Origin of the sequence: Paenibacillus borealis (genome assembly GCF_000758665.1) — a bacterium.
Lineage (GTDB): Bacteria > Bacillota > Bacilli > Paenibacillales > Paenibacillaceae > Paenibacillus_AQ > Paenibacillus_AQ borealis.
Genome location: NZ_CP009285.1, coordinates 2,828,177 through 2,852,735, shown reverse-complemented (window position 1 = coordinate 2,852,735; position 24,559 = coordinate 2,828,177). Strand labels below are relative to the sequence as shown.

At 52.2% G+C, this 24,559-nt stretch carries 18 protein-coding genes; 6 read left to right on the top strand and 12 right to left on the bottom strand.

Annotation, left to right across the window (positions count from 1 at the left end; genetic code table 11):
- Positions 1 to 42 precede the first annotated feature (42 nt).
- Positions 43 to 831, bottom strand: a complete 789-nt coding sequence (locus PBOR_RS11800) for a carbohydrate ABC transporter permease (RefSeq protein WP_042219287.1) — start codon at positions 829 to 831, stop codon at positions 43 to 45.
- 64 nt (positions 832 to 895) lie between these two features.
- Positions 896 to 1,750: a carbohydrate ABC transporter permease gene (locus PBOR_RS11795; RefSeq protein WP_081972358.1), complete on the bottom strand. Its 855-nt coding sequence runs from the start codon at positions 1,748 to 1,750 to the stop codon at positions 896 to 898.
- Positions 1,751 to 2,224: 474 nt separating this feature from the next.
- Here PBOR_RS11795 and PBOR_RS11790 point away from each other — a divergent pair, with 474 nt between their 5' ends.
- The 3 genes from PBOR_RS11790 to PBOR_RS11780 are packed head-to-tail and all read left to right on the top strand — an operon-like array spanning position 2,225 to position 5,276.
- Entirely contained in the window at positions 2,225 to 2,989 is a 765-nt protein-coding gene (locus PBOR_RS11790) for a sugar isomerase domain-containing protein (protein WP_042211827.1), read from the top strand.
- Positions 2,986 to 4,797, top strand: a complete 1,812-nt coding sequence (locus PBOR_RS11785; protein WP_052429443.1) for a family 20 glycosylhydrolase — start codon at positions 2,986 to 2,988, stop codon at positions 4,795 to 4,797. The genes PBOR_RS11790 and PBOR_RS11785 overlap by 4 nt, the downstream gene beginning before the upstream one ends.
- The gene (locus PBOR_RS11780; RefSeq protein ID WP_042211826.1) at positions 4,797 to 5,276 is read left to right on the top strand and encodes a GNAT family N-acetyltransferase; all 480 of its coding nucleotides are present in this window, start codon (positions 4,797 to 4,799) and stop codon (positions 5,274 to 5,276) included. Before PBOR_RS11785 ends, PBOR_RS11780 begins: the two co-directional genes overlap by 1 nt.
- Before the next feature lie 125 nt (positions 5,277 to 5,401).
- Here PBOR_RS11780 and PBOR_RS11775 read toward each other — a convergent pair whose 3' ends face one another.
- Positions 5,402 to 6,169, bottom strand: a complete 768-nt coding sequence (locus tag PBOR_RS11775) for a class I SAM-dependent methyltransferase (RefSeq protein ID WP_042211825.1) — start codon at positions 6,167 to 6,169, stop codon at positions 5,402 to 5,404.
- Between the two features lie 656 nt (positions 6,170 to 6,825).
- Here PBOR_RS11775 and PBOR_RS11770 point away from each other — a divergent pair.
- On the top strand, positions 6,826 to 7,809 hold the full coding sequence (locus PBOR_RS11770; RefSeq protein ID WP_042211824.1) for a zinc dependent phospholipase C family protein: 984 nt from the start codon (positions 6,826 to 6,828) through the stop codon (positions 7,807 to 7,809).
- Between the two features lie 1,337 nt (positions 7,810 to 9,146).
- Here the strand turns inward: PBOR_RS11770 and PBOR_RS36945 are convergent.
- Positions 9,147 to 9,317, bottom strand: a complete 171-nt coding sequence (locus PBOR_RS36945; RefSeq protein ID WP_157764014.1) for a hypothetical protein — start codon at positions 9,315 to 9,317, stop codon at positions 9,147 to 9,149.
- 178 nt (positions 9,318 to 9,495) lie between these two features.
- Here PBOR_RS36945 and PBOR_RS11765 point away from each other — a divergent pair, with 178 nt between their 5' ends.
- Together PBOR_RS11765 and PBOR_RS11760 are read left to right on the top strand one after the other, a co-directional pair.
- Positions 9,496 to 10,653 carry a glycosyltransferase family 4 protein gene (locus tag PBOR_RS11765; RefSeq protein ID WP_042211823.1) on the top strand — a complete coding sequence of 386 codons (1,158 nt, stop codon included), beginning with the start codon at positions 9,496 to 9,498 and terminating at the stop codon, positions 10,651 to 10,653.
- Between the two features lie 195 nt (positions 10,654 to 10,848).
- On the top strand, positions 10,849 to 12,243 hold the full coding sequence (locus PBOR_RS11760; protein ID WP_052429442.1) for a helix-turn-helix domain-containing protein: 1,395 nt from the start codon (positions 10,849 to 10,851) through the stop codon (positions 12,241 to 12,243).
- Between the two features lie 294 nt (positions 12,244 to 12,537).
- Here the strand turns inward: PBOR_RS11760 and PBOR_RS11755 are convergent, their stop codons facing one another.
- The 8 genes from PBOR_RS11755 to PBOR_RS11720 form a co-directional block, all read right to left on the bottom strand.
- Positions 12,538 to 12,939: a MerR family transcriptional regulator gene (locus tag PBOR_RS11755; protein ID WP_042211822.1), complete on the bottom strand. Its 402-nt coding sequence runs from the start codon at positions 12,937 to 12,939 to the stop codon at positions 12,538 to 12,540.
- A gap of 187 nt (positions 12,940 to 13,126) precedes the next feature.
- Entirely contained in the window at positions 13,127 to 14,161 is a 1,035-nt protein-coding gene (locus PBOR_RS11750) for an SDR family NAD(P)-dependent oxidoreductase (RefSeq protein WP_174479813.1), read from the bottom strand.
- Positions 14,162 to 14,740: 579 nt separating this feature from the next.
- A complete protein-coding gene (locus tag PBOR_RS11745; RefSeq protein ID WP_042211821.1) occupies positions 14,741 to 15,835 on the bottom strand; it encodes a response regulator in 1,095 nt (364 codons plus the stop codon).
- Positions 15,836 to 19,825 (bottom strand): PAS domain S-box protein, encoded by a 3,990-nt coding sequence (locus PBOR_RS35415; protein ID WP_052429441.1) that lies wholly within the window; start codon positions 19,823 to 19,825, stop codon positions 15,836 to 15,838.
- A gap of 278 nt (positions 19,826 to 20,103) precedes the next feature.
- Positions 20,104 to 21,021: a helix-turn-helix transcriptional regulator gene (locus PBOR_RS11735; RefSeq protein WP_042219279.1), complete on the bottom strand. Its 918-nt coding sequence runs from the start codon at positions 21,019 to 21,021 to the stop codon at positions 20,104 to 20,106.
- A 191-nt stretch (positions 21,022 to 21,212) separates the two neighbouring features.
- Positions 21,213 to 22,607 (bottom strand): ABC transporter substrate-binding protein, encoded by a 1,395-nt coding sequence (locus PBOR_RS11730; protein WP_042211820.1) that lies wholly within the window; start codon positions 22,605 to 22,607, stop codon positions 21,213 to 21,215.
- 124 nt (positions 22,608 to 22,731) lie between these two features.
- Positions 22,732 to 23,556: a carbohydrate ABC transporter permease gene (locus tag PBOR_RS11725; RefSeq protein WP_042211819.1), complete on the bottom strand. Its 825-nt coding sequence runs from the start codon at positions 23,554 to 23,556 to the stop codon at positions 22,732 to 22,734.
- On the bottom strand, positions 23,553 to 24,464 hold the full coding sequence (locus PBOR_RS11720; RefSeq protein WP_245648251.1) for a carbohydrate ABC transporter permease: 912 nt from the start codon (positions 24,462 to 24,464) through the stop codon (positions 23,553 to 23,555). The genes PBOR_RS11725 and PBOR_RS11720 overlap by 4 nt, the downstream gene beginning before the upstream one ends.
- Positions 24,465 to 24,559 lie beyond the last annotated feature (95 nt).

Below are 24,559 nucleotides of genomic sequence, written 5' to 3'. Positions count from 1 at the left end.
CACCAACCTCCGGTTATGCAACTTCCGGGAACTTGCCAGCCTTCACCCCTTCACCCCCCCCAAGGATATACCTTCGATGACCTGCTTCTGGCCGAGGATGAACACTACCAGCAGCGGTACAATCGCCGAGACGGAAGCCGCCATGATGAGGGAGTAGAATGCGCCGTTACGGTCAGCGAAGGCATTCATGCCAAGCTGCAGGGTATAGAGCGTCTTGCTGTTCAGGAAGACCAGCGGCGTCTGAAAATCATTCCAGGTCCAGATAAACCGCAGAATGGCATAAGTGGCAATCGCCGGCCGGACCAGCGGAAACAGAATGGAGAGGAAAATGCGGATATGCCCCGCCCCGTCAATCTGTGCAGATTCGATGTATTCATTCGAGAGTGAGGCGAAAAACTGGCGGAGCAGGAAGGTCCCCAGCACGCTGAACCCGCCCAGCAGAATCAGGCCCAGATGCGTGTCGTACAGCCCGATGGAGCGGAACATGATGAACAGCGGCACCAGTGTGGCTTCCGCAGGGATCATGTAAGTGGCCAGCACCACCACAAACAGTGCATTTCTGCCCGGGAAACGGATCTTGGTAAAGCCGTAGGCGGCCATACTGGAAACGGCTACGGACAGGAGTGTCGTTAATGCTGTGACTTTGATGGAGTTCCAATAATACAGGGTAAAGTTCGCTTTGCCAAACCACACAGAGTGGTAGTTGAACGATGCTCTCCAGGTTTGCGGAATCCATTCAATCGGATATTTGAACACATCAGCCTCAGGCTTGAGCGAAGCGGACAGCATCCATATAAAAGGGAGCAGGAATACGATGCCCAGCAGCGCCATGAGTAGAGTGATGACCGCTTTTCCCCAGTCCAGATTTTTTAATTTCACAGGGGTCCCTCCCTTTCTAGTAATTGACCCAATAGCGCTGTCCCAGCCACTGCAAGCCGGTGATGGCGAGTACGATAACGAACAGAATCATGACCATAGATGAAGCATACCCGGTCTGGAGATCCACAAATGCAGTCTGATACATGTCGTACACGACGACTGAAGTAGAGTTGGCCGGACCGCCCTCCGTCAACACTTTGACCAGCGCGAAGGATTTGAAATTGCCGATAATCCCGGTCACCAGCAGGAAAAAGGTCGTCGGCGTCAGCAGCGGAAAAGTAATGGAGCGGAACTGGGCGAACTTCGAGGCACCGTCAATCGTCGCCGCTTCATACAGATCGGCAGGAATATTCTTGATCCCGGCAATGTAGATAATCAGCGAGACCCCGAGGTCAATCCAGATCATCAGCAGCATGACCGATGGAAGCGCATACGACGGATCGGCCAGCCATTTGGGCGGATTGTCCACTCCGAGTGCCGTCAGGAAACCGTTAACCGGACCGTAGGAGGGATGGAACAGAACCTGCCACACGACAGCGACAGCGACGACACTGGAAATCTGGGGCATGAAGTAGATGACCTTGAACGCACCCGGCGCGTAGACATGATTGGTAATAATCACCCCCAGGATCAACGCTATGGCCATCCCGACCGGCACCGCCAGCAGCATAATGAAATTATTGCCCAGCGACTTCAGAAACACATCATCCTGAAACAGCTGGCGGAAGTTGTCCAGTCCGTTGAAACGGATCCGGTCAAAGCCGGTAACGAACGACCACTTGGTGAAGCTGAGTACGAAGGAGAAAATCATAGGGATCAGTGTAAATACAATAACTCCGAGCAGCATTGGCCCCGTGAACAGATAACCCATCCATATTTCTTTCCATTTCCGTTTATTCCGGCGGATGACGGGAATCTCCCGGGACTGTGGCAAGGCAACTGACGTCTTCAAGGCTCTGTCCCCCCTCTTGCGTGATGTTATCTCTCATTATAGAAAAGCAAAGAATTTTACATAAGTCACGATCCTGACCCGTTCAGAAAAATTTTTACCTGCCGCTGTTCCAATCAGCGATTTACACACATCATGGCATGCTGCTGGCCAAATCAGTCAAAATCGGTGCCGTTTTGCGCAAAATAGTTGATTTACTCTGCCCGGCCGCTTTGTTATCTTCTAGGCAAGCGGAAGCTTATGCTTACAAAACTTAAAGCGTATGCTTCCGAAGCCAGTTTTGCGAAGAGACTCAGGGGGCTTATGCTTACAAAACTTAAAGCGTATGCTTCCGAAGCCAGTTTTGCGAAGAGACTCAGGAAGCTTATGCTTACAAAACTTTTAGGAGGAATGTAAATGAACGCAAAGTCAGATATTATGTCCGCTTATATGGAAACTATTGTGGAGCTGCTGAATGAGATACGGAGCGAGCCGAGGGACAAGCTGCTTCAGGTGGCGGAGCTGCTCGCGGATCATATTGCAGAGGATAAGCTGGTCTATCTGTACGGTCCGGGCGGGCATTCCAATATGAATGCGACCGAAGTCTTCTTCCGCGCAGGCGGTCTGATGCATATCAGCGCTATATTAGATGAAGGCACGATGATCTCGAACGGCGCACTGCGCTCCATGGCTGTTGAACGTACCCCCGGCTATGGAACACTTGTTATTGAAGATAACCGTCTAGGCGAGGGTGATATTCTGATTCTTGCTAACGCTTACGGTATTAACACAGCCTGTGTCGATGCTGCTCTGGAAGCACGGCGCCGGGGGGTTATAACGATTGCCGTTACCTCTGTCGGCCATGCCGAAGCTACCCCCAAGAACCATATTGCCCGCCACCCATCGGGGCAGAACCTGTATGAGCTGTGCGACTATGTTCTGGACAGCAAAGTCAAGCCGGGCGACGCTGCCCTGCATATTGAAGGAATCGAACCGAAGATGGGCTCGACCTCAACGTTTGCTAACGCTTTCCTGCTGAATTCCCTGATGATGACCACGGCTGCCTGTCTCGGGGACAAAGGGATTGAGGTGCCGGTCTGGCGCAGCGGCAACGCTCCCGGCGGGGATGAATGGAATAACCGCTTCATTGAGCGCTTCAAGGGCCGGGTCCGCTGGCTATGAACATTCCACTGATTCCGCAGCCTCAGGTGGTGCAGAGCCGGGGACCGGAACCGGTCAGCGGCATCCGCGGCTGGACGGTGGAGCTGTGGATGCCCGGGAATGATGTCCGGTTATTGGCGGCAGCGCAAGGAATATTCGCGGGGGTGACAGAGGTTAAGGAGTCCGGCGGCAGCGCTGTATACGCGCTAGTCTCGGAGGGAACCCGCTTCAATACCCGCATGGCCCGGCGGGTAGAAGGCAAGCATGACGGTTACGTTCTGATTACTGATACGGACAGGGTTGAGCTATACGCGCTTAGCGCTTCCGGATTGTTCTACGGGCTTAAGACACTGGATCAGCTGCTGGCTGCCGGGGGCGGCTCGGTGCCGGCGGTGACCATTGCCGACTGGGCGGATCTGCGGCTGCGCAGCGATTATCTTGATCTGCGCACAGTCTATCCGACTTATGAGCATATGCTGGAATATATCGCAGAGCTGGCCAGCTACAAGATCAATACGCTGATCATTGAATATGAGGACAAGCTGCCGTTCCGCAAGCTGAGCTTCCTGCGCCATCCCGAATTCGCCTTCACCGAAGAAGAACACCGGCAGCTCCTGCAGACTGCACATGACCATTTCGTCACCGTGATTCCGAAGCAGCAGTCCTTCGGGCATCTGGAATATATTCTGAAGCATCCGGTCTATATCGGGCTGCGCGAAGTCCCCGAGACCGTGTCGGAGCTATGCCCGCACCGCGCAGGCTCCTTCGAGATGATGGCCGGCATTCTGGAGGAAGTGGCTGCCCTACATCCGTACAGCGAATATCTCCATCTAGGCTGTGATGAAGTCTGGACGCTCGGCACCTGTGAAGACTGCCGGAGATCCGGGCTTACCCCGGAGGCCTCCTTCATCCGCTTCGTCAATCAGCTGGCGGAGAAGACCATCAGCCTCGGCAAAACACCGATGATCTGGCATGACATGATCATGCACGCCACCCTAGACGAGATCGCCGCACTCGACAAACGTGTCGTAGTGGTCGTCTGGATCTATGGCGGACACCGGATGAAGGCGGATGCCCGGCTCATTCTCCACAAGCTGCGCGATGCCGGCATCGAGACCATCGGCGCCTCCTCTGTCCGCTGTTGGGATGATAACGGCGACCAGAATTATCCGGTGATTCATAACCGGATCAAGAATGTGCTAGACTGGATTCAGCTGGCGCAGTCGGAGCAGCTGGACGGAATCATTCATACGAATTGGGGATGCCCGTTCTCGCTGGGCAGTCCATACGGCCTGTTCGAGACCTCGCGTTACCCGGCTTTCTTCGCTGCAGAGCAGAGCTGGAATGCCAAGGCTGACATTCCCTCCTTCCTGGTCCGTTTCCTGCACCAGTTCCATGGTATGGAGACGGCTCAGCTTATGGGCGAGGAATGGGCGGATTATGCGGTAACCGATTATTATTCCCTGATCCCGCAGCTGCTGCCGGATGTGAAGAAGAACCGCTTAACCGCTGAACTGATCGACGCCATGATCCAGTATGAGATCCCGGCGCAGCGCCGCTCTCCGCTGCATACGTTCCTCTTCCGCGGAGCGATGTCGCCGGACAGCGAGGAAGTCATTACCTTTCTCCGGGATAAGTACAGAAGCGGATATGGGGATTTATTCAGAGCCAGGCAGCGGATGCAGAGCGTGCTTGCAGAGCTGCTTCCGCCGCAGATGGCAGAGCTGTTCATCCGCTCCCGGTTCTACCGGCCGGAATTATTCGAAGCAGACCTGCGCGGGATGATTACAGATCTTGAGATGATTGAACAGAAAGCGGGGGATAGCTGATGCCTGATATGCTCGTTAAGCTATATGATCTGCCGGATAATAGTGCGCTGCTGGAACGTCTGCGGGGCGAAGGAATTGCCATCAAACGGGCGATGACCGGGGATAAGCAGGCCATTGTGGATTTTGTCGGCCTCCATTTCACGAATAGCTGGCGGAATGAATGTGAGACGGCCTTCTCACATCTGCCCGTCCACTGCTACATTGCCGTGAAGCAGGGCGAAGTGATCGGCTTCGCCTGCCACGATGTTGTAGTGAAGAACTTCTTCGGCCCGACCGGCGTGCTGGAGGAGTACCGGGGACTTGGCATCGGGAAGGCACTGCTGCTGGAATGCCTGTCCGCGATGCACCGGAACGGCTACGGCTACGCCATCATCGGCTGGGTCGTGGACGCAGTGCCTTTCTATGAGAAGAGCGTCGGCGCGATTGCGGTGCCTGATTCTTTTCCCGGCGTATTCCGTGACCTGATCAGCATGGACTGAACTCGGCTCTGACACAGAAAACAGCGGCAGCCAAGGACCTAAATGTCCCTGAACTGCCGCTGTTTTATTGTCGTTACAGATGACCTATTCCGCCGAGCTAGCAGAAATCAAAAATCGGAAACCCTTCATTTTCTGCCCAAATGCAGGTCAATCGTATCATACACGTTCAGGATATCACCGGATTGAAGTATTGCGGCTCTGATCTCGTCCTCAAACGATTCTTTTATAGCAGGTGGCATACTTCTATGGTCTGAATATGTATTAAGCAGGGCAATGTAATCCGCTGAGGAGAAGCTTCTCGTTAAATGATACAGCTTAAGCTGTACATCCCGGAACCCGTAAGTATGCAGATTCTGTGAGATGGCATTGTATCTTTCCGTATCATGTTCGATTAATTTGGTATTTGAGGGCCTGTACTGCTGGTAAATACGCTGAATATGCTGATGTAACTCGTCATCCTCCCGTGCTGCAAAAGGCCGGTTCCAGAATAAGGCCAGTGTGCCGCCGGTTTTTAACAATTCGAATGCCTTCGGGTAACCAACGTCCTCTGGAATCCAATGAAATGCAGTAGCGGAGTAAATAAGGTCTACGCTGTCGTCCGGGCCTGTGAATTCTTCAAATGTACTATTGTGCACGCTGAATTTCTTATACTCCCGGAACTTTAATCGTGAATACTCCGCGAGCTCCTGCCCCAGTTCAATGGCCGCTAATTCGCAGCCGGTTTCCAGAAAAGGCCGGGTTGCCTGGCCTGTCCCAATCCCGATTTCAATAGCCTTCCTGCCCTGCCCGATCCGGGAATACGCAATAATGTCCTGGAATAATTCCGCACAATAGGCCGGCCTCCATTTGTCGTAGTTCGCTGCATCCTCATTGAATGTTAACCGTTTATCCACACATCATCCTCCTCCTTCTTTGATCTTTCGAAAGAACAGTCCGGTTTATCCGCTTTTTGCGGCAGAGCTCCGGTAACTTTTCGAAATCCTGCACATAATACAACATTTTCCTCAATATACCAACCTAAATCCAGAATTGTTGTAGAAAATGCAGCATTTCTCCTTCTCCATGCGGCTTAGCGGGACAATTCTTGTATTTCATACAACAATCCTCCCGAACACCTGGGTATCCAGGCCTCAAAGCTGCATAACGTACAACATTTATGCCTGCAGTGCTTACTGAGGAGTCTCCATTCTGCCAGCAACGGATCAGGTGAGAGGAACAGAGGTATTTTGTATTTTGTATTTTGTATTTTGTAGTTCGTATTTCGTAATTCGTATTTCGTATTTCGTATTTCGTATTTCGCTACTCCGCTACTCCGCTATCCCGCTATTACGTTATTACGTCATTCCGCAATTACGTCATTCCACTATTACGTATCCCGCAGTTCCCGCAATTCCGCGAATTCCCGCCAACGATTGACCGGTGCCCTGTCCGAATGTTGTCTAAAGGTTACTGGTTTGGATTAAATTTCTTTTATAATTCTCATTTTCTTTTAACATATCAGCGTTACAATGAATGAAGATTATGAACTTGTTTTGCAGGAGGGATAATTATGCCTAATATCTGGATGCATCTCGAATACGGGCAACAGCTGGCCGGAGAATTCCGCAGCCGGTTCCCGTTCTTACATAATCTGCAGCAGCAGGAACGCCTGTATAATCTCGGCTGTCAGGGGCCGGATTTCCTGCTGTATCACAGCTTCCTGCCATGGAGCAAGGATGCCGGAGCCCTTCATCTCGGGGATCTGATGCATACCCAGCACTGCGGGCCTGTGCTCATTGATTTCTGGGAAGCTGCGCGGACTCTCGAAGGAGCTGATGCGGCTCAGGCACAGCTCTATTTCCTCGGCTTCCTGACCCACCATCTGCTGGACCGGAACCTGCATCCGTATATTAACTGGAAGGCAGGCTACAAATTCCGCGATCACCAGCGGTTCGAAATTGATCTGGATACCTTGTTTATGAAGCGCCTGCGCGGGATCAATACCTGGCAGAACGCCGCCTGGACAAGAATAGATACCGGTTCCCGGCTGCCTGTGCCGGTTCACAATATTCTTCACACCACTGTACTACGGCACTATCCGGATGCAATGGGCAAGCTGCCTGAAGAAATCTGGCAGAGCTCCTACCGGGATATGGTGCTGGCCCACAGATGTCTGTATGACCCGAAGGGCTGGAAGAAAGCCGTCACCTGGGGCAGGACACGCCGGCTGTTCTCACGTAAGCTGACTGCTCATGAAGAGCGCCTGGATTACCTGAATGAACAACACTCCGAGTGGCGGCATTCGGCACTCTATTCCGAGGTCCGGACGGAATCCGTCTGGGAGCTGTGGGAGCAGGCACTGGAGGAAGGCCGAACTGTGCTCACAGCACTCGCCGATTGGCTGGAATGTACGGATGCTGCCGCAGCAAGGCACAAGCTCGAACAGTTCACCATGGTACTGGGCGACCGTTCGTATGATACCGGCAAGGATTGCAGCATGAACCTGCAGAACCAATATGCTGAACCTATCTGGACCAGCCTCCCCGGCAGCTGATCGCAGTCAGCAGCTCCTCCGACTCTGCCGCCGCTTCAATCGGGGGCAATGAAGCCGCCCCGGAGGGCGGCGGGAATGTGGTGGCTTCGCAGAAACTTGACGGCTTCCGGCTACACCTCTCAGTAACTTGGCCGCTCCCGGTTGTACCTCGCAGTAACTTTACAGCTCCAGGCGGCGCTTGGCAGTAACTTCGCCGCTCCCGGTTGTACCTCGCAGTAACTTTACAGCTTCCGGCTACACTTCGCAGTAACTTGGCCGCTCCAGGCGGCGATTGGCAGTAACTTCGCCGTTCCGGCGGCACTTGACGGTCACTTCATGACACGTCAGCTGATGAAGCGGACTGGAAATTCGCTATTTAAGCAAAACAAACAGATTTCCCGCCCAATCGGACTCAGAATCGCTTATTTGTCCAACTACTCCTCATTTCAGCCCCAAATGATCAAGATAGCGGATTCTCAGTCCGCATACTCTTCATCTGGAGGTTTTTTGCTGAAATAGCTGATTCTCAGTCCACTTCAGCGAAAAGGACAAATCATATTACTGGCGCGAAGCAAATACAATGTATACTTTGGAACAACATCATCCCGCTCGCTTCAGGCGCCACCAAACCGAGTTATCACAATGTTCAAACTGTGTAAACTCCTAAGCAGGAACAGAATCACCCTAACGGGTGAAACAAACCGGGGCTTATGTGGCCTGTGCAGCTTATGCAGATTTAAGGCCACTTCACATTGCTCTCTAATCAGACAACTGTGTAGGCCCGGTGCAATCAAGTGCGCAAATGCTCTTCATTTCCCCATTCCGCCCACTTCCGGCAGTATTAGTGGGATTTATCCCTTTGATTTCCCCTGTTGCCAACTTTCGGCAGCATTAGTGGGATTTATCCCTTTGATTTCTCCATACTGCCCACTTCCGGCAGAATTAGAGGGATTTATCCCTTTGATTTCCCCATACTGCCCACTTTTGGTGGAATCAGAGGGATTTATCCCTTTGTTGTCCCCCATACTGCCAACTTCCGGCAGAATTAGTGGGATTTATCCCTTTGATTTCCCCCTGCTGCCCACTTTCGGTGGAATTAGAGGGATTTATCCCTTTGTTGTCCCCATATAGCCATCCCCTTCTGGAGGATTCAATGGGATTCTTGAGACAAGAACGCATTCTTACTTCAGTCGGAAGCGGATCTGCTTCAATTTCACACGTTTTTATCCACAACAGACGCACATCATAGTTTCCGCTACAACAAAAAAACGCCCGGTTTCCCGGACGCTCCACATCATCCATCCTATATTGTTTCCTATTGTCACGTACTATTCCTATTCTCCGGCTTATATCATCCATTACAAAGGTTCCTTGGGAATAATCTCCGGCGGGGTCTGTGGCATGATTTCCGGCTGCTGCTGCGGCGTAACCTCCGGCGGAATCACAACCGGACCCGGTTCAGGGATCCTGTCCGGCTTCACTTCGGGTACAACGTTCGGCGGAACCTCTGGCGGCAGATCTTTATTCATATCCTCTTACCTCCTTCATTCCTGATACCTATGTATACCCGCTCCCGCCCTTCTTGAACAAAACCGCTCAGAATCCTCCCCATAGTCCCCTCTATGCCAGATGTTTAACCTGCGGTTGATCTCCATGAAATAATCGCCTGCTAAGATCAAGGCAACAAGAATACAGGGAGGGATTCCGATGCGTCTGGCTCTATTCACGGACACGTTTCTTCCGCAAACCAATGGGGTTGCCCGCACGCTTAGCCGGTTAACCAGTCATTTGCACCGCAGGGGGATTGAGCATCTGCTGTTTACTCCTAAGTCTGCGCTTGAGAGCAGCTACCCTGATCCCGTCCGTCCCATCGCCAGCATCCCGTTTTTTCTGTATCCCGAGTGCCGGATGGCCTTGCCGGGCATGTCCTCCATTCAAAGTGAGCTGTCGGCTTTCGCCCCTGATCTGATCCATCTGGCAACCCCGTTCAACATCGGCTTATCCGGCCTCCGCTATGCCCGCAAGCAGCAGCTCCCTCATGTCGCCTCCTACCATACCCACTTCGACCGCTACCTGGAATATTACAAAATGAGAAGAATCGTCCCGCTCTACTGGAAATACATGAAGTGGTTTCACCGTTCCTGCGATGCTGTGCTTGCACCCTCCCAGGAGACATTAGCTTCGCTGCGCGCAGAGGGCTTCATGAGACTGCGCTTGTGGTCCAGAGGCGTCGACTGCACGCTCTATTCTCCTGAGAAACGAAGTGAGGAGTTGCGTGAGCGATATGGTATGCACGCGCCTCTGATTATGCTCTACGTCGGGCGGATTGCCCCGGAAAAAGATATCACCACACTGCTTCTCGCCATGCAGCTTCTGCCCGAATCCGTACGCTCCGGAGTGCAGCTGCTGATTGTCGGAGACGGGCCGCTCCTGCCTGAACTAAAATCGCAGGCCCCGGACAATGTAACCTTTACCGGTGCGAAGCATGGCGAGGAGCTGGCGGAGCTGTATGCTTCAGCTGACCTGTTCGTGTTCCCTTCCTGCACGGAAACCTTTGGCAATGTCGTGCTTGAAGCCATGGCTTCGGGGCTGCCGGTCATCGCCGCAGATGCTGGCGGCACCAAGGATCTGGTCGTTTCCGGTATCACCGGAAATCTGTTTGAGCCCCGTAATCCGGCAGCGTTAGCACTGCAGATTAGTTCGATGGCCGCCCGGCATGCTCAGCGGACGTCAATGGGCCGGGAGGGCCGGCGGCTTGCACTCGGGCGCTCCTGGGAGCATATTTTCGACGGGCTGATTCAGGATTACGAAGAGGTGATCGAGAGCCGGAAGATTAAGGGCGGGGCGGCTATCTTTACTGCCTAGTGCAGCTTCGGAATTAAACTTCTCTTATCACGGTCTGCAAAAAATCGGAGAGAGCGTTCCTGTTACAGCGGGGATGCTTTTTCCTATTGTTCACTGTTTCTACCTATCACGCTCTTGACCGGTGGTATAATGGCGCATATTATACACTTATAACATTAAGGACCTAAATTATGGTATTGGATTGGTGGTGTTTCTTTGGAGCCTGTAACCACGATTCGCAGTCATTTAGAGGCTTATCTCTCAGCACAGCAGATGTCGATTAATCAATTTTCTATACAGACCGGCATTAATTCCGGAACGCTCAGCCGTTTGCTTAGCGGCCAGCAGCCGATTGCCATGAGTCACCTGGAATTGATCACCCGGGCCATGGGAGTTCCGGAGGACCATTTCTACAGCTTGTATGTGGACGAGTGCTTCTATCATTCAGCTCCAACCTGGCGGCGTCTGCGCCCGTTCATTCTGAGTTCAGCAGAGCTTGGGCGGCTTGACTGTATTGAACTTGTGGTTAAGAATCTGCTAGACAATTTAATTTATGCACCCATGTTGTTTGAAGTGGCCGAAGGATTATTTCAGGAGGGCCAATGGCAAGCAGCAGCGGTGCTGTACAGGAATGTGAGCGCAAGTGAGAAGTATCAGCATTCCGAACGGCTTGCCGTATGCCAGTACCGCTTATTCCGCATTTCGCTGGGTGACAGCCAAGCCCTGAATTTACAGGCTGCCCTTCTTTTTGAATGCTATATTGAGCGGTTAGAGGTGGCGGACCAGCTGGATGGGCTGAAGCACCTGATGCATGTGTATTATTCACTGCATAAGTGGGATAAGGTAGACGAACTGGCACTGGAAATGCACCGTCTGGCCAGTCTCAGCTACAATCATCCATATGGCTCAGGCCGTAAGGACCACGGTGAGAAATCTCCTGAGAAGCCGCTCTACTTCTACATCCTGTATACATATCTTATGCGCTCCAGTGTGCAGGAAGAGTATGGGGACTACACGGCGGCTTTGGATCTGATTCCTCTATATATGGATGGAAGCTGGATACAGGAAGACAATGACGAGGTCCAGGAGACGTTAGCTCAATTTCAGCTTTGGGGAACGGCAAACACCTACCTCTATCGTGTAATGGCGGGGCAATTCGAGATTTTGCAGGATTATGTTGACTATATTTCTAACCACGAGGGGCAAGTTTTTACAGCTGTCTATAATATCATTAAATCAGCAAACCGCTACAGATGGAATATAGATTACATTCTTGCCAAGTTTTCTAAGCATGTTCCTTATGAACCTTACAACTCCGGTTTCGGCAAGTATAATCATCAGATTATTGCGGACCAGCATGCCAGATTTCTTACTGAATTAGCCATTTATAAATTACACAATAAACGAAACGATGGAATTAGCGTAATACTCAAAAGTTTGGAATCATCCGTTAGAATCAATAATGAAAGCCTAATCATTAAATGCGTGAATCTGTTTGAGCAGCACCGGCATGAAGCAAGCGAAGAAGAGCAAGCGCAATATAAATTCCTAATTAGAGAGGTGCAGGATCCAAATGACCAAGAAGCTTATCGTGTTTCTAACTTCGGTTAGTCTGCTGCTTGTTATTATTTTACCGGTTGGAGGTATCGGATTTACAACCGATGGTAACAGCTCACAATTAATTTCTACTATGGGGCATGGCGCAGGGGAAGGTTAAATCTAAGTATACTTAATATTCATGTAAAAAAATATTATATCTATAGTGCTAAGATGCTCCCGGAACCGGGAGCGTCTTTCTTTGCAGAAACGGGCTAAGATTTGAAGTATAGCGGAATGCAGCCGCAGGCAGTTGGTGAAGCCTTATTTAACTGGATACAGAAGCTCGATGCCGAATAAAAGCTATGCTCAGCACAGACCCATGTGGTTACCGGCATTGGGGTCCGGCTGGCCTTTCAGAATCGTATCATACCGTGACAGCTTCATATTCACTGCTGCAAAAGCCCGGTCCAGCTCCTCCTGCCTGCGCATAAGCTCGAGCTTATGGGCTTCCAGTATCGCCTGCCTTTCGGGTATCGTGGAATCTCCTTCTGCGGCAAGGTCAACGATCTGCTTCAATCCGGCCACTGGCATTCCGGTGGCCCGGAAGCAGGTCATAAGCGAGATCCAGTCCAGATCGGCCTGTTCAAATATCCTGTTCCCCTGCTCATCCCTCTGTAGTGAAGGCAACAATCCTTCTTTCTCGTAATAGCGGATGGTATGAGCGGGGAGTCCCAGCTTGGCCGCAGCTTCTTTGATCAATATACCCAAAGCAGTCACTTCCCTCAGATCACGGCAGTGATCAGATTTTTCCTATAGTATAGGGGTTAAAATGCACTTTAAGTCAAGCTTGAGCACTTGTTTACTCGTGTACCTGTGTGTCCAGAGCCAGCCTTGTGCTTGCCATAGCTCCTCAACCCGCAGATCGTCCGCTGAACCCCCGCAGCAGAATATCCGCTTAAATTGCGAATTCCACTCCCGTCAGCTGTTCACTGAGCGTCCACAGCCGCTCCGCAATCTCCCGGTCTACCGCCCACGGCCATACCCCGGAGCCTTGCACAATCTCTGCCGGAACAGCTTCGGACAGATCTACATCCTCACAGTAGACTCCCCCCATGCCTGCCAGCTGCCCGCTTACTGCGCACCAGACGCTGGTTGCCGCGCCCTGCTCTACCGTCTTCATCCGGTCGGCTCCGGCACTGCCAGCCGGCTGTTCAAGCTTCACTTCCTGCGCCTGCTTCTGCTCTTCCTGCGCCGCCGGGACCGGCTTGACGCCAATCTCTTCCGGTTCCAGAAACCGTCCGATTCCTGAGGAGGGGATTAATCCCGGATGCACCGCAAAGGCACGGATTCCCTGATCCTTAGCCTTCTCATCCAGTGCCACGGCGAACAGCACATTGGCCGTCTTCGACTGGGCGTACGCGGTCCATTTGTCATATTCACGGTGCGTGAAATTAGGATCGTCCAGATCGACACCGCCCAGACGGTGTGCCCGTGATGTTACGGATATAACGCGGGCATTGCCTGCCTGCTTCAATGCCGGCAGGAGCCTGGCCGTAAGCTGGAAATGCCCCAGGTGGTTGGTTGCAAACTGGGACTCATAGCCCCGGGTATCCCGCGCCAGTGGTGCAGCCATAATGCCGGCACTGTTAATCAGCATATGCAGCGGCCGTCCTGAATCCAGGAAACGCCGGGCGAAGCTGTCGATGGAAGCAGGGTCCATCAGATCAAGGGCTTCAAGCTCCAGACGCGGAATTCCTGCGGCTGCAGCCCTGGCCTTGTCCGGTGTCCGTGCCGGTACGATGACTGTAGCTCCAGCACCGGCGAGTACCCGTGCAGTTTCCAGGCCAATGCCGGAATACCCGCCGGTTACGATGGCTACTTTTCCGCTCAAATCAAGGTTGCCGATTACTTGTTCAGCCGTAGTCCCGGCACCAAATCCGCTCCCGACCGGAGCCTGTGGTGTTGCGCTGCTATTCATATGCTTGTGCATAGTTGTACCTCCTAAATAAATTTCTTTCAGGCGCATGGCCTGCATGAACATAATAATCCTTAAAGTGCACTTTAAAGCAAGCATCCATTTATACCCTCCATTTCCGCCTTCAGCCCTCTCCCCCCAAATAACGGTGCTTAATCTCCCAAAGCAATATCAAAATCGCCCGGAGGGCGAATCAAGCAACACATCAAAAGTAAAATAATTCGGCTCACCTGCCCTATTATTGGCACATTGTATTCGGTTTTTCGCATACATTTGGCTCTTCTACCCTATCATTGGTACATTGTACTCGGTTTTTCGCATACATTCGGCTCACCTGCCCTATTATTGGCACATTGTATTCAGTTTTTCGCATACATTCGGCTCACCTGCCCTATTATTGGCACATTGTATTCGGTTTTTCGCATACGTTCGGCTCGTCTCTACTCTCGTTCACTTAAGCCCCCTAATCAAGGCGTACGAAGCAGCAGATTGCACCCCGGGCCGGCGGCTCAAAACTGCTTCCCATACAATAAAAAAACCTTCCCCCATCTCCCAAGAGATGAAGAAAGATCTTTATATACTGAAACGGCTTATTTAGCCTACCAGCTCGCTGGTATATCTCTCGGCAATTTCCTTGAATTTATGTTTGTTTTTCACGAATACTTTGACGATGTCAGGATCGAAATGTATTCCGGCATCGCCTTCTATAATCCCGACCGCCTCCTCATGCGGCATTGCATCTTTATAGACTCTCTTGCTCGTAAGCGCATCGTAGACATCGGCTACCGCCATCAACCGGGCTGACAGGGGGATCTGTTCACCGGCAATCTGCTCGGGATATCCGGTTCCGTTCCATTTCTCATGATGGGAATAGACAATCTCCTTGGCGAAGCGCAGAAAAGTCTCCGGCTTGTCCATAAGCCGTTCTGCCCGCAGGATGGCTTCCCTGCCCAGTGTCGTGTGCGTCTTCATCACTTCGAATTCCTCGCGGGTCAGTGCCCCCGGCTTCAGGAGAATGTGGTCAGGAATGCCCACCTTGCCGATATCATGCAGCGGCGCAGAAGTCACAATCAGGTTAATATGCTCCGGACTCAGCACTTCCGCATATTTTCCCGTCCGGCTAAGCTGGGTGGCCAGTTCTTCAATGTAGAGCTTCGTCCGTTGAATATGATTGCCGGTCTCCGAGTCACGCATTTCAGCAAGCGCGGCCATCGCCATAACCGAGACCTCCTGGATCAGAGAGATTTCCTTAATCCGCCGGGAGATTTCCGCCTCAAGAAACTCATTCTTATCCGCAAGGAAGTCCTTGGACTGCTTCAGGGTGAGATGGGTTTTGACACGGGACAGCAGAATCGGCGAACTGATCGGTTTCGTAATATAATCTACGGCCCCCAGATCAAATCCCAGATTCTCATCCTCCACCTCTTCCTTAGCCGTCAAAAAGATCACCGGAACCTCTCTCAGCTCCCCGTCTTTTTTAAGCCTGCGGCAGGTCTCGTAGCCATCCATGACCGGCATCATAATATCCAGCAGGATCAGATCAGGAGGTGAGGACTTGGCCACCTGCAATGCTTTTTCCCCGTTGGTGGCTACCTTTACTTTGTATTGCTCCTTCAGCAGCCCGCTGAGAAGTGAGATATTGTCCGGCGTGTCGTCAACTACCAGGATTACGGGTCTAGTGTCCAGCATTTATATCAACCTCTGTTCATAATTACTTTCTGGTATCACCGTTTCAATACTGGCGATGGCATCCTCATATTCAAACCGGTTCAAACTGTCCGCCAGCTGAACCATCTGCTCTGGCTGCATGTATTCTGCAAGCTGTCTGCGCACCGAAATGAAATAATCAACGGCTTCACTGTCACTATCCTTCAGCATCGCGAGCAGCTTACCGGCTATAAGGGCCAGAGGCTGTGCATCCGATTCCGGATAAACTTCAGCAATCAGGGCGGCAGAGGGCTCTACAGACTCCCATTCCCCGCGAATCGCTGTAAAGCTCTCCAGCACAGCCGCCTCCAGCCTCAGCAGCAGTGCTTCCACCTTCGCAGGCTGCTCATGATAATTCGGCAGCTTGCCGAGGGAATCTGCAAGTCTCTGTACTTCCGTTACACCCAGATTCCCGGCAACTCCCTTCAGACTATGTGCCAGCATATACACCGCTTCCTCATCCCCCTGCTTAATGAAGCCGCGGATCTTCCGGGCGGTATGGCGCTGGCTCTCTGAATATTTCAGCAATAGCTGTATATATAATGCCTCATTACTTCCGACACGTCTCAGGCCATTCTCTGTATCAATACCTTCAATGCGGAATCCGGAAGTCTCTTGCGCCTCCTGCGACGGACGTACGCGCTCCCGTTCATCGTAATCCGGCTGATCCTCCCTGGGAGCATCCGATGTCCACCTGCTAATCTTGGCAAACAGGATATCCGGATCGACCGGCTTCGCCACATGCCCGTTCATGCCTGCTGCGAAGCTTCGTTCCCGCTCCTCCTCCATAGTCCTTGCGGTCATCGCAATGATTGGCAACTCAGCTTCTCTGGCCCGGATTATCCGCGCCGCTTCGAACCCGTCCATGACCGGCATCTGCAGATCCATCAGCACCAGCTGATACGGCTGATCTGCGGACATCTCCCCGATCTTCTGCACGGCCTCCGCTCCGTTGCCGGCAATATCAATGATCATCCCCTGGCTCAGCAGCAGTTCTTCCGCAATCTGCTGATTAATCTCGTTATCCTCCACCAGTAATACCCGCACACCGGACAGGCCGTAATCCTTGTCCTTCACACCAGATGCCTGACCGGTCAATACTCTTGCTCCAGAGTCCGGCACAGCAGGAATTCCGAACCAGGCCGTGAAGGAGAAGGTACTCCCTTTCCCCTCCTCACTCTCTACCCACAGGCTGCCGCCCATGATCTCCACCAGCTTCCGGCTGATGGCCAGACCCAGTCCCGTTCCGCCGAATCTTCTTGTCGTTGAGCTGTCTGCCTGGGTGAACGCCTGGAAGAGCTTCCCTTCACTCTCCTTGCTCATGCCGATCCCTGTATCCTGCACACTGAATTTAAGCTTCGTCATGCTGTCGATCATGCTGATTCTTTCCACCAGAATGACCACTTCACCACTCTCGGTGAATTTCACGGCGTTGCTGAGAAGGTTGGTAAGAATCTGTCCCAGCCGCAGCGGGTCGCCGCTGAGCTGACGCGGAACATCCGGAGGAATCTGAACAGACATCTGCAGCCCCTTGTCCAGTGCAGTCTGTCCTGAGATATCCACCACATTCCCAATGACATCCGGGAGCTCAAAATCAATATTCTCCAGCTCCAGCTTCCCCGACTCCACCTTCGAGAAATCGAGGATTTCATTAATGATGCCGAGCAGTGAAGTTCCGGCATTATGAATCTTGGAGATATAATCATTCTGCTTCGCATCCAGATCTGTCTTCAGCGCCAGGTAAGCCATTCCGATAATCGCATTCATCGGAGTCCGGATCTCATGGCTCATATTCGCCAGGAACTGCGATTTGGCAGCAGTCGCCTCTTCCGCCAGATTAAGCGCGTATTTCAGCTCCTCTTCCTTGCGCTTTACCTCGGTAATATCCTCGGACACACTAAGGAGATAGAGGGGTTTCCCCTCCGCATCCAGGATCGGCACCTTCGAAGCCAGCACATATTTCAGATTGCAGAGCTCGGCATCGTCCGTAACAATCTCAATTTCGCTGAAGAGCCTGCCTGTCTCCAGTACCTTCCGGTCACTGCCGTTCAGCCTTCCTGCCAGTTCCTCAGGGTATAAATCGTAATTATCCTTGCCTTCCATCTCTTCCGGAGTTAAGCCGAGGAACGACGCTCCGGCCTGATTCGCCTTGAATATCTTCAAGGATTGCGCATCCTTGACGTTAATCATGACCGGAATATGGTTAATTATCGCATCCAGAAAATTCCGGCTGGTCAGCAGCTCCTTCTCTTTATTCTTCAGATCACTGATATCTGTCAGAATCCCCAGGTACCCGCCCACTGTGCCGTCAGACAACCGGTAGGCAGACAGGGAATAGAGAATATCATGCTCTTCCCCGGTGGCGAAGCTGCGCTGAATCTGCCGGGTCGCCGGCTGTCCGCTGGCGGTTACTTCTTCCTTCATTTCACTCAGAATCCCGAAGCCTTCCTTCGAGAGATGCGGGAGCCGGCTCATCGGTGTTCCCGTAAAGACCTGGCGGGAGATCTGGAACGCTTCTTCATAGGCCGTATTACAGCCGATAAAATTGCCTTCGGCATCCATATAGAATAGCGGATGCGGTAAAGTATCCACCAGCTGGGAGGTGAAATACAGCTGGTCCGACAGTTCTTTTTTGATCCGCTTATATTCGGAGACGTTCTCCTTAATGCCCACATAGTGCGTAGTCTGGCCGCTTTCATTTTTGATAGAAGATATAATGACCGCTTCGGTGTACTCTTGCCCGTCCTTCTTACGGTTAATGAATTCCCCTTGCCATTTGCCCTCAAGCGTCAGCTTCTCCCACATATTCCGGTACGTTTCAGCCTGGTTCTTGTCTGACCTTAGAATCGACGGCTTATTGCCGACGGCCTCGTTCTTGGTATAGCCGGTAACTTCCGTGAAATAAGGGTTTATGTATTCAATGAGGCTATTCATATCGGTGATGACTATCGACAATGGGGATTGTTCAACAACATCCATGTAGAGCCGCAGCTTCTCGCTGTACTCCCTTTCGGTTTCCAGCAATTTTCTCGTATAGGCGATCTGTTTGGCATACAGCCGGACGATGAAATAAGCCATGATAATGATGGTGAAATAAAGAAAAACATACACAGAGAATCCTTTGATTATAAAAATCAGTGCCGGATACGCCATGAACAGGACTCCGCTCTTCAAGGTCCGGCCTTCCGTCACAGGCTGTGCTTCAGCAGGCCCTTGCTCCGCCTGTTTCGGATACTGTTGAATCAGAATCCAGCTTGCAGCCGTGCACACAATCGATAATTTATAAAGGCCGTCTATGATGTAGCCGGACATAATCCCATTATTCAGCGCCTGGACCAGATCCACAGAGGACACCAGCGCAATGGAGAAAATCAGCATTTTGAAGCCCGTTGTACGGTATTCACGCTTCATATACACCCAGATCAGCATCAGCGAGGCCAGTGTCAGCAGCGGGGCCAGCAGGTAGAAGAACAGGATAAGGGTACGGTAATCAAGATCCGCCAGACGGTATGACCCGTCCTGAAAAAATACAAACCAGATACTGCCCACAATACATTCCAGCGTTGTGATCTGATCCCACAGCACCTGTAAATTATTGATGCCCCGCCTGAGGATTCCGTATATCTGCAGTACAGCAACCAGAATAATCATTCTGGTGAACGAATACAGGGTAAGTGCGGTAAGGGTGAACTTGGAGGTATCTTCCGTTGAGAAATGAAACCCGTACGTGCCTGTCATCAGGAGCGCATCACAGATCACCCACATGAAGAACCCGTAACTGATCAGCCGGAACGGCCGTTTCAGCAGTGCGGGAGGCGGACCGGATATCCGGTAATACAGGCAGACCAGCACGGGAGCTATAACTGTAATGATTCCAAACATCAGATGATTGTCAAGCAGTACCGCAGCCATATAGGCTACAAGATAGACTGCCAATCCTCCAAGCCATTTGTTAGCTTTACGTGTATCCATCTGACGTTCCCACCCTTGCCTCAATCAATTTTCCATCCTGCCATAGTAAATCTGTGCTTATCCATTCTATACGCAGATGTCATCGAACCTCTACTCTTTTTTTCGACATTGTTCAGCAAAAAATTTAGCCCTTCCTGTACTCCAAAATGGAGACAAAAAGGGCTGAGACAAATAATACTATTCATTTACTTTTATTTGGATTTTGTAAGATAATAATCGCTATAGCCAAACTTTCCGTTCAGTTCTAAGCGGTGATAACCCCCGCATTATGCTGCCATTCAGCTGTAAGTATCCAGAATAATTCCGGCCCTGGCCAGCAGCTTCTCCCGGAGTGACTCCGGTTCAAGAACAGTGAGCTGATGGCTGTGCTGCAGGATAATGCCGAACCAGCCCTCCTCCTCTTCTGGCACCGTAAAGCCCATCACCAGCTTTTGCCCGCGCGTCTCCAGCAGCCTGGCATTCGGCAAAGCCTCTTCCAGCAGCACCCTGTACTCCGCCGGACAAAGCAGCTTAATACTTATATAGACCCGGTTGTCTCCGTGCCCGGCCAGCAGAAGCTCCGCATCCCCGTGAACTGTGGTGAACGGTTCGGGCAGAGCCAGGATATCGCGCATCCGCGACAAGCGGAACAGACGGTAATCCTCTTGCTCACAGCAATAGGCAAATAAATACCAGGCATACCACTTGTAGGTCAACAGCAGCGGCTCAACCCGCCTGCAGGAAGCCGTATGACGGGCATTCGTATATTGAAACTGAACGGTACTCTTCTCACGGATGGCTTGTTCAAGTACAGCGATACTTTCGCCGGTCCCCATACCTTCCTGAAGCACCCCGAGATTCAGCTGAAAAGCTTGCGGAACCGCATCCTTATCCGGCGACAGGGCAATCATTTTCTCCACGGTATCCTGGGCTTGCCTGCTGTCATAGCCGGATACGAAGCCTTTTAGGGCAGCCAGAATATACGCATAATCCTGCGGCCGAAGCAGCTGCCTGTTCATCTTGAAGCTGTCCATAATATAGTAGCCTCCGTTTAGCCCCTGCAGCGAGCCTACGGGAATCCCGGCCAGACTGATCGCTTCAATGTCCCGCTGAATGGTCCGTGCCGACACTTCGAACTTCCCGGCCAGCACCCGCCCGCTGACGGTCTCCCGGTTGAGCAGATAGACTACGATGCCCAGTAAACGATTAATCTTCATGGTCAGCCCCACACTCCATCCTCGTCCTTATGCGTCCCTTGTAGCTTATCCCGAAGCTCCGGATTTTTCCATGATGCATCTAACTGCTCCCTATATAGGAAAAGGGTGTCCAGAGGCCACTGAATAGACTGGCTTAGGACACCCTTTTAATATGCAATTGGCCAAAAGCTGCGTGTGGTGCTTCTTACTATTTATTTCACCGTATCATTGTATTGCCCGATCTTCTCCGTAATCTGCTTGCCGGCATCCTCCAGAGCTTGCTTCGGCGTTTTCTGGCCGTTCAGCGCTTCTTCAACCGCACCTTCAACAATCTGGCGGGCTTCCGGGAAGACGCCCATTACCGCGCCTGATGTTGCAGTTGACGCGCTGGATGCATGAAGCTGGTCCACAGCCGTCTGGAATTGCGGATATTTCACCATATTGTCCTTGAGCACCTGCTGATCGTAAGCCGCTTTATTGATCGGGAAATATCCGGTGCTTACGCTCCACTGTGCCTGCACCTCCGGTGATGCCACATACTTGATGAAGTCCCAGGCCGCCTGCTGCTGCTCTTCCGGCTTGCTGTTCATAATATACAGGCTGGCTCCGCCGACAATAACTCCGCCTTCCTTCGCTGATGCAGGTTTCGGCAGGAATCCTGTACCCACTTCGAATTTACCGCCTGCCGCTTCCACCATATTGCGCAGCGATGCCGTAGAGTTCAGTGTCATCGCCACCTGACCGGCTGCAAAAGCACTATCCGTATCATCCGTATCCCGGCCGAGATTGGCAACTACGCCGTCGTCGACCATCTTCTTCCACCATTCCAGTGTGCTTACACCGGCATCCGAAGCGAGCAGGGATTCCGTAGCCGCGGAATCGCGTCCGTTGCCGTTATTCACATAATCGGCGTTCTGATTGGCGAACAGCTGCTCCATGAACCAGCCGTAGATCGCAATGGCCGCTCCGGGCTTCCCGTCTTTGCTCAGAGCTTTGGCTGCTGCCTCGAACTCTTCATAAGTCTTCGGCGGATTCTCCGCATCCAGTCCCGCAGCCGTGAAAGCATCCTTATTGTAGTAGAGGATTGGATTGGATGTATTAAAAGGCATGGCATTCAGCTTATCATCAATGGTGTAATAGCGGATAATATTCGGTTCAAGTCCGGTCAGATCGAATTGATCCTTGTCGATAAACTGCTGGACCGGCGTGATCAGCTTGGAATCAATCATGAATTTGCTGCCGATTTCATAGACCTGGATCAGATCCGGGCCGCTGTTTGAACCGATGGAAGCCTTGAGCTTATTGAGACTCTCATCATATTTCCCCTGATACACCGCTTCAACCTGGACAGCTGTCTGGCTGGCATTGTACGCGGCAACGATGGCGTTGATCGCTTTCTCCCCGGCACCGGACATCGAATGCCACCAGGTGATTTTGACCGGAGCTGCCGCGGCACTTACCACCTCACCACTGCCTGCCTTCGTTGCGTTGCCCGCAGCCGGAGTTCCGGCATTGCCTGCATTTGAATTGTTGCCGCAGCCGGCCAGTGCCAGCATTAAGCTAACGGACAGCAGTGTGAATCCCCGTTTGAAGTTGAACGTTGTCATGGAATGATCTCTCCCTTTTCCCCTGTAATTTGTAATTAGATTGGTCCAGAAGCGATATATACGTATTCATCATCTGCCGGAGCAGCTGACTTGCTTTACCTGTTAACCCTGTTGCGGCTTGCTGTTATCCCTTGAGCGCACCTGCCGCCATCCCCCGGACAAGCTGTTTCAGACCGAATACGAGCAGCAGGAGCGAAGGAAGGATCGCCAGAGTGATCCCGGCAAACACCAGATTCCATGAGGTGGATTCCTGGAACTCCAGCATAGAGATACCAATCTGCACCGTCCGCATCGGCTTGCTGTTCGTGATAAGCAGCGGCCAGAGATACGAGTTGTACATGTTCAGAAAAGAATACACAGCCAAGGTGCCCAGTGCCGGTCTTGAGAGCGGCAGCATATGGAACAGGAAGTAGCGGATATGGCCGCAGCCGTCGATCCGTGCGGCTTCGAACAGCTCCTTCGGGAGCTGCAGGAAGAACTGGCGCAGCAGAAAGGTGCCGAACGCCGTCGCCAGAAAAGGAACCGTAAGCCCCTGGTACGTATCCAGCCAATCCAGCCCGCGCACCGTCAAATAATTCGGAATCATCGTCACTTCCCAGGGAACCATCATGGTAGCCACGAACAGGCTGAAGATCAGCGGCTTGCCTTTGAAATTCATCTGCGCAAAAGCGTACGCCGCCAGGCTGGCCGTAACCAGCTGACCCGCCATGACAATCGCCGATACCAGAAATGTGTTGCCGATGAAAGTTGCGACCGGAATCATATTGAACACTTCGCGGAAATTCTCCGGGTGAAACGAATGCGGGACGATGGACGGCGGATAAGCGCTCGCTTCGGCCGGGCTCATCACAGCCATAAACAGGCTGTACACCACGGGATACAGTACGAGCAGTGCTGCCAGCGTCAAGCCGGCATACAGCAGCATTTGTGCTGTTCTGGACCTGATCATTGGTAATGCACCTTCTTCTCTACCCATTTGAACTGGATCAGGGTCAGGATCATAATGACCAGGAACAGCATCAGCGCCTGGGCGCTGCCGGTTCCGAAGCGGAAGTTCACGAACGCCTCCCGGTATATGGAATAGACGAATACATTCGTGCTGTTCATCGGACCGCCGGAGGTCAGAATATTAATCTGTCCGAAGGCCTGGAAAGCACCGATGATCGAAACGACCAGCACGAAGAACAAGGTAGGTGACAGCAGCGGAAGTGTTATTTTGCGAAAAACCGTTATGGCCCCGGCACCATCCATTCTAGCACTCTCATAGATTTCTTCTGAAATCCCCTGCAGTCCGCTGGAGAGGATAATGTAATTGAAGCCCAGATTCATCCAGACGGTCATCAGGGATACGGAGAGCAGCGCGGAGTCCGGGTTGACAAGCCAGGCTACCGGAGGGAGTCCGGCCAGCCCGAGCATATAATTCAGCATTCCGAGTGTCGGGTGGAACAGGAACTTCCAGATGACTGCCGCCGAACCGACGGAGAGCACCATGGGCAAGGAGAAGGCGAACTGGAACAGCCGCTTGCCGCGCAGCCTGTGCTGAGTGAGTGCAGCGAGCACAAGCGCCAGCAGCATGCCGGTCGGAACCGTCAGCAGCGCGAACAGCGCAGTAACCCGGATGCCGTCCAGAAACTGGCCGGAGGCGAACAGCGCGGTGTAATTATCGAAGCCGACATAAGCGGCAATTCTGCCGGCCGGATCGGTGCTATGCAGGCTCAAGTAGACCGATTTCAACAGCGGATAGAACAGGAACACGCCGAATAAGATCAGCGAAGGCGACAGGAGAGTATACGCCAGCACATTCTCCCTCAGCTGCAGGCTGCTTCGCTTGGAAGAGCGGCGGGCCCTCACCGCGATTGTCTTCTCCCCTCTTGCGGGAAGAGGTAAAGTGTTCTCAAGCTTACTCAATTCAGAAACCTCCTAAAGTCTGATTCTTAGGGTCTGTTAAGTCT

Excerpts from the sequence above, each read along its gene's own strand:
- PBOR_RS11725 (WP_042211819.1), bottom strand. The coding sequence starts at position 23,556 with ATGATCAGGTCCAGAACAGCACAAATGCTGCTGTATGCCGGCTTGACG.
- PBOR_RS11785 (WP_052429443.1), top strand. The coding sequence starts at position 2,986 with ATGAACATTCCACTGATTCCGCAGCCTCAGGTGGTGCAGAGCCGGGGA.
- PBOR_RS11800 (WP_042219287.1), bottom strand. The coding sequence starts at position 831 with ATGGCGCTGCTGGGCATCGTATTCCTGCTCCCTTTTATATGGATGCTG.
- PBOR_RS11730 (WP_042211820.1), bottom strand. The coding sequence starts at position 22,607 with ATGACAACGTTCAACTTCAAACGGGGATTCACACTGCTGTCCGTTAGC.
- PBOR_RS11745 (WP_042211821.1), bottom strand. The coding sequence starts at position 15,835 with ATGCTGGACACTAGACCCGTAATCCTGGTAGTTGACGACACGCCGGAC.
- PBOR_RS11780 (WP_042211826.1), top strand. The coding sequence starts at position 4,797 with ATGCCTGATATGCTCGTTAAGCTATATGATCTGCCGGATAATAGTGCG.
- PBOR_RS35415 (WP_052429441.1), bottom strand. The coding sequence starts at position 19,825 with ATGGATACACGTAAAGCTAACAAATGGCTTGGAGGATTGGCAGTCTAT.
- PBOR_RS11750 (WP_174479813.1), bottom strand. The coding sequence starts at position 14,161 with ATGCACAAGCATATGAATAGCAGCGCAACACCACAGGCTCCGGTCGGG.
- PBOR_RS11735 (WP_042219279.1), bottom strand. The coding sequence starts at position 21,021 with ATGAAGATTAATCGTTTACTGGGCATCGTAGTCTATCTGCTCAACCGG.
- PBOR_RS36945 (WP_157764014.1), bottom strand. The coding sequence starts at position 9,317 with ATGAATAAAGATCTGCCGCCAGAGGTTCCGCCGAACGTTGTACCCGAA.
- PBOR_RS11790 (WP_042211827.1), top strand. The coding sequence starts at position 2,225 with ATGAACGCAAAGTCAGATATTATGTCCGCTTATATGGAAACTATTGTG.
- PBOR_RS11770 (WP_042211824.1), top strand. The coding sequence starts at position 6,826 with ATGCCTAATATCTGGATGCATCTCGAATACGGGCAACAGCTGGCCGGA.
- PBOR_RS11765 (WP_042211823.1), top strand. The coding sequence starts at position 9,496 with ATGCGTCTGGCTCTATTCACGGACACGTTTCTTCCGCAAACCAATGGG.
- PBOR_RS11795 (WP_081972358.1), bottom strand. The coding sequence starts at position 1,750 with ATGGGTTATCTGTTCACGGGGCCAATGCTGCTCGGAGTTATTGTATTT.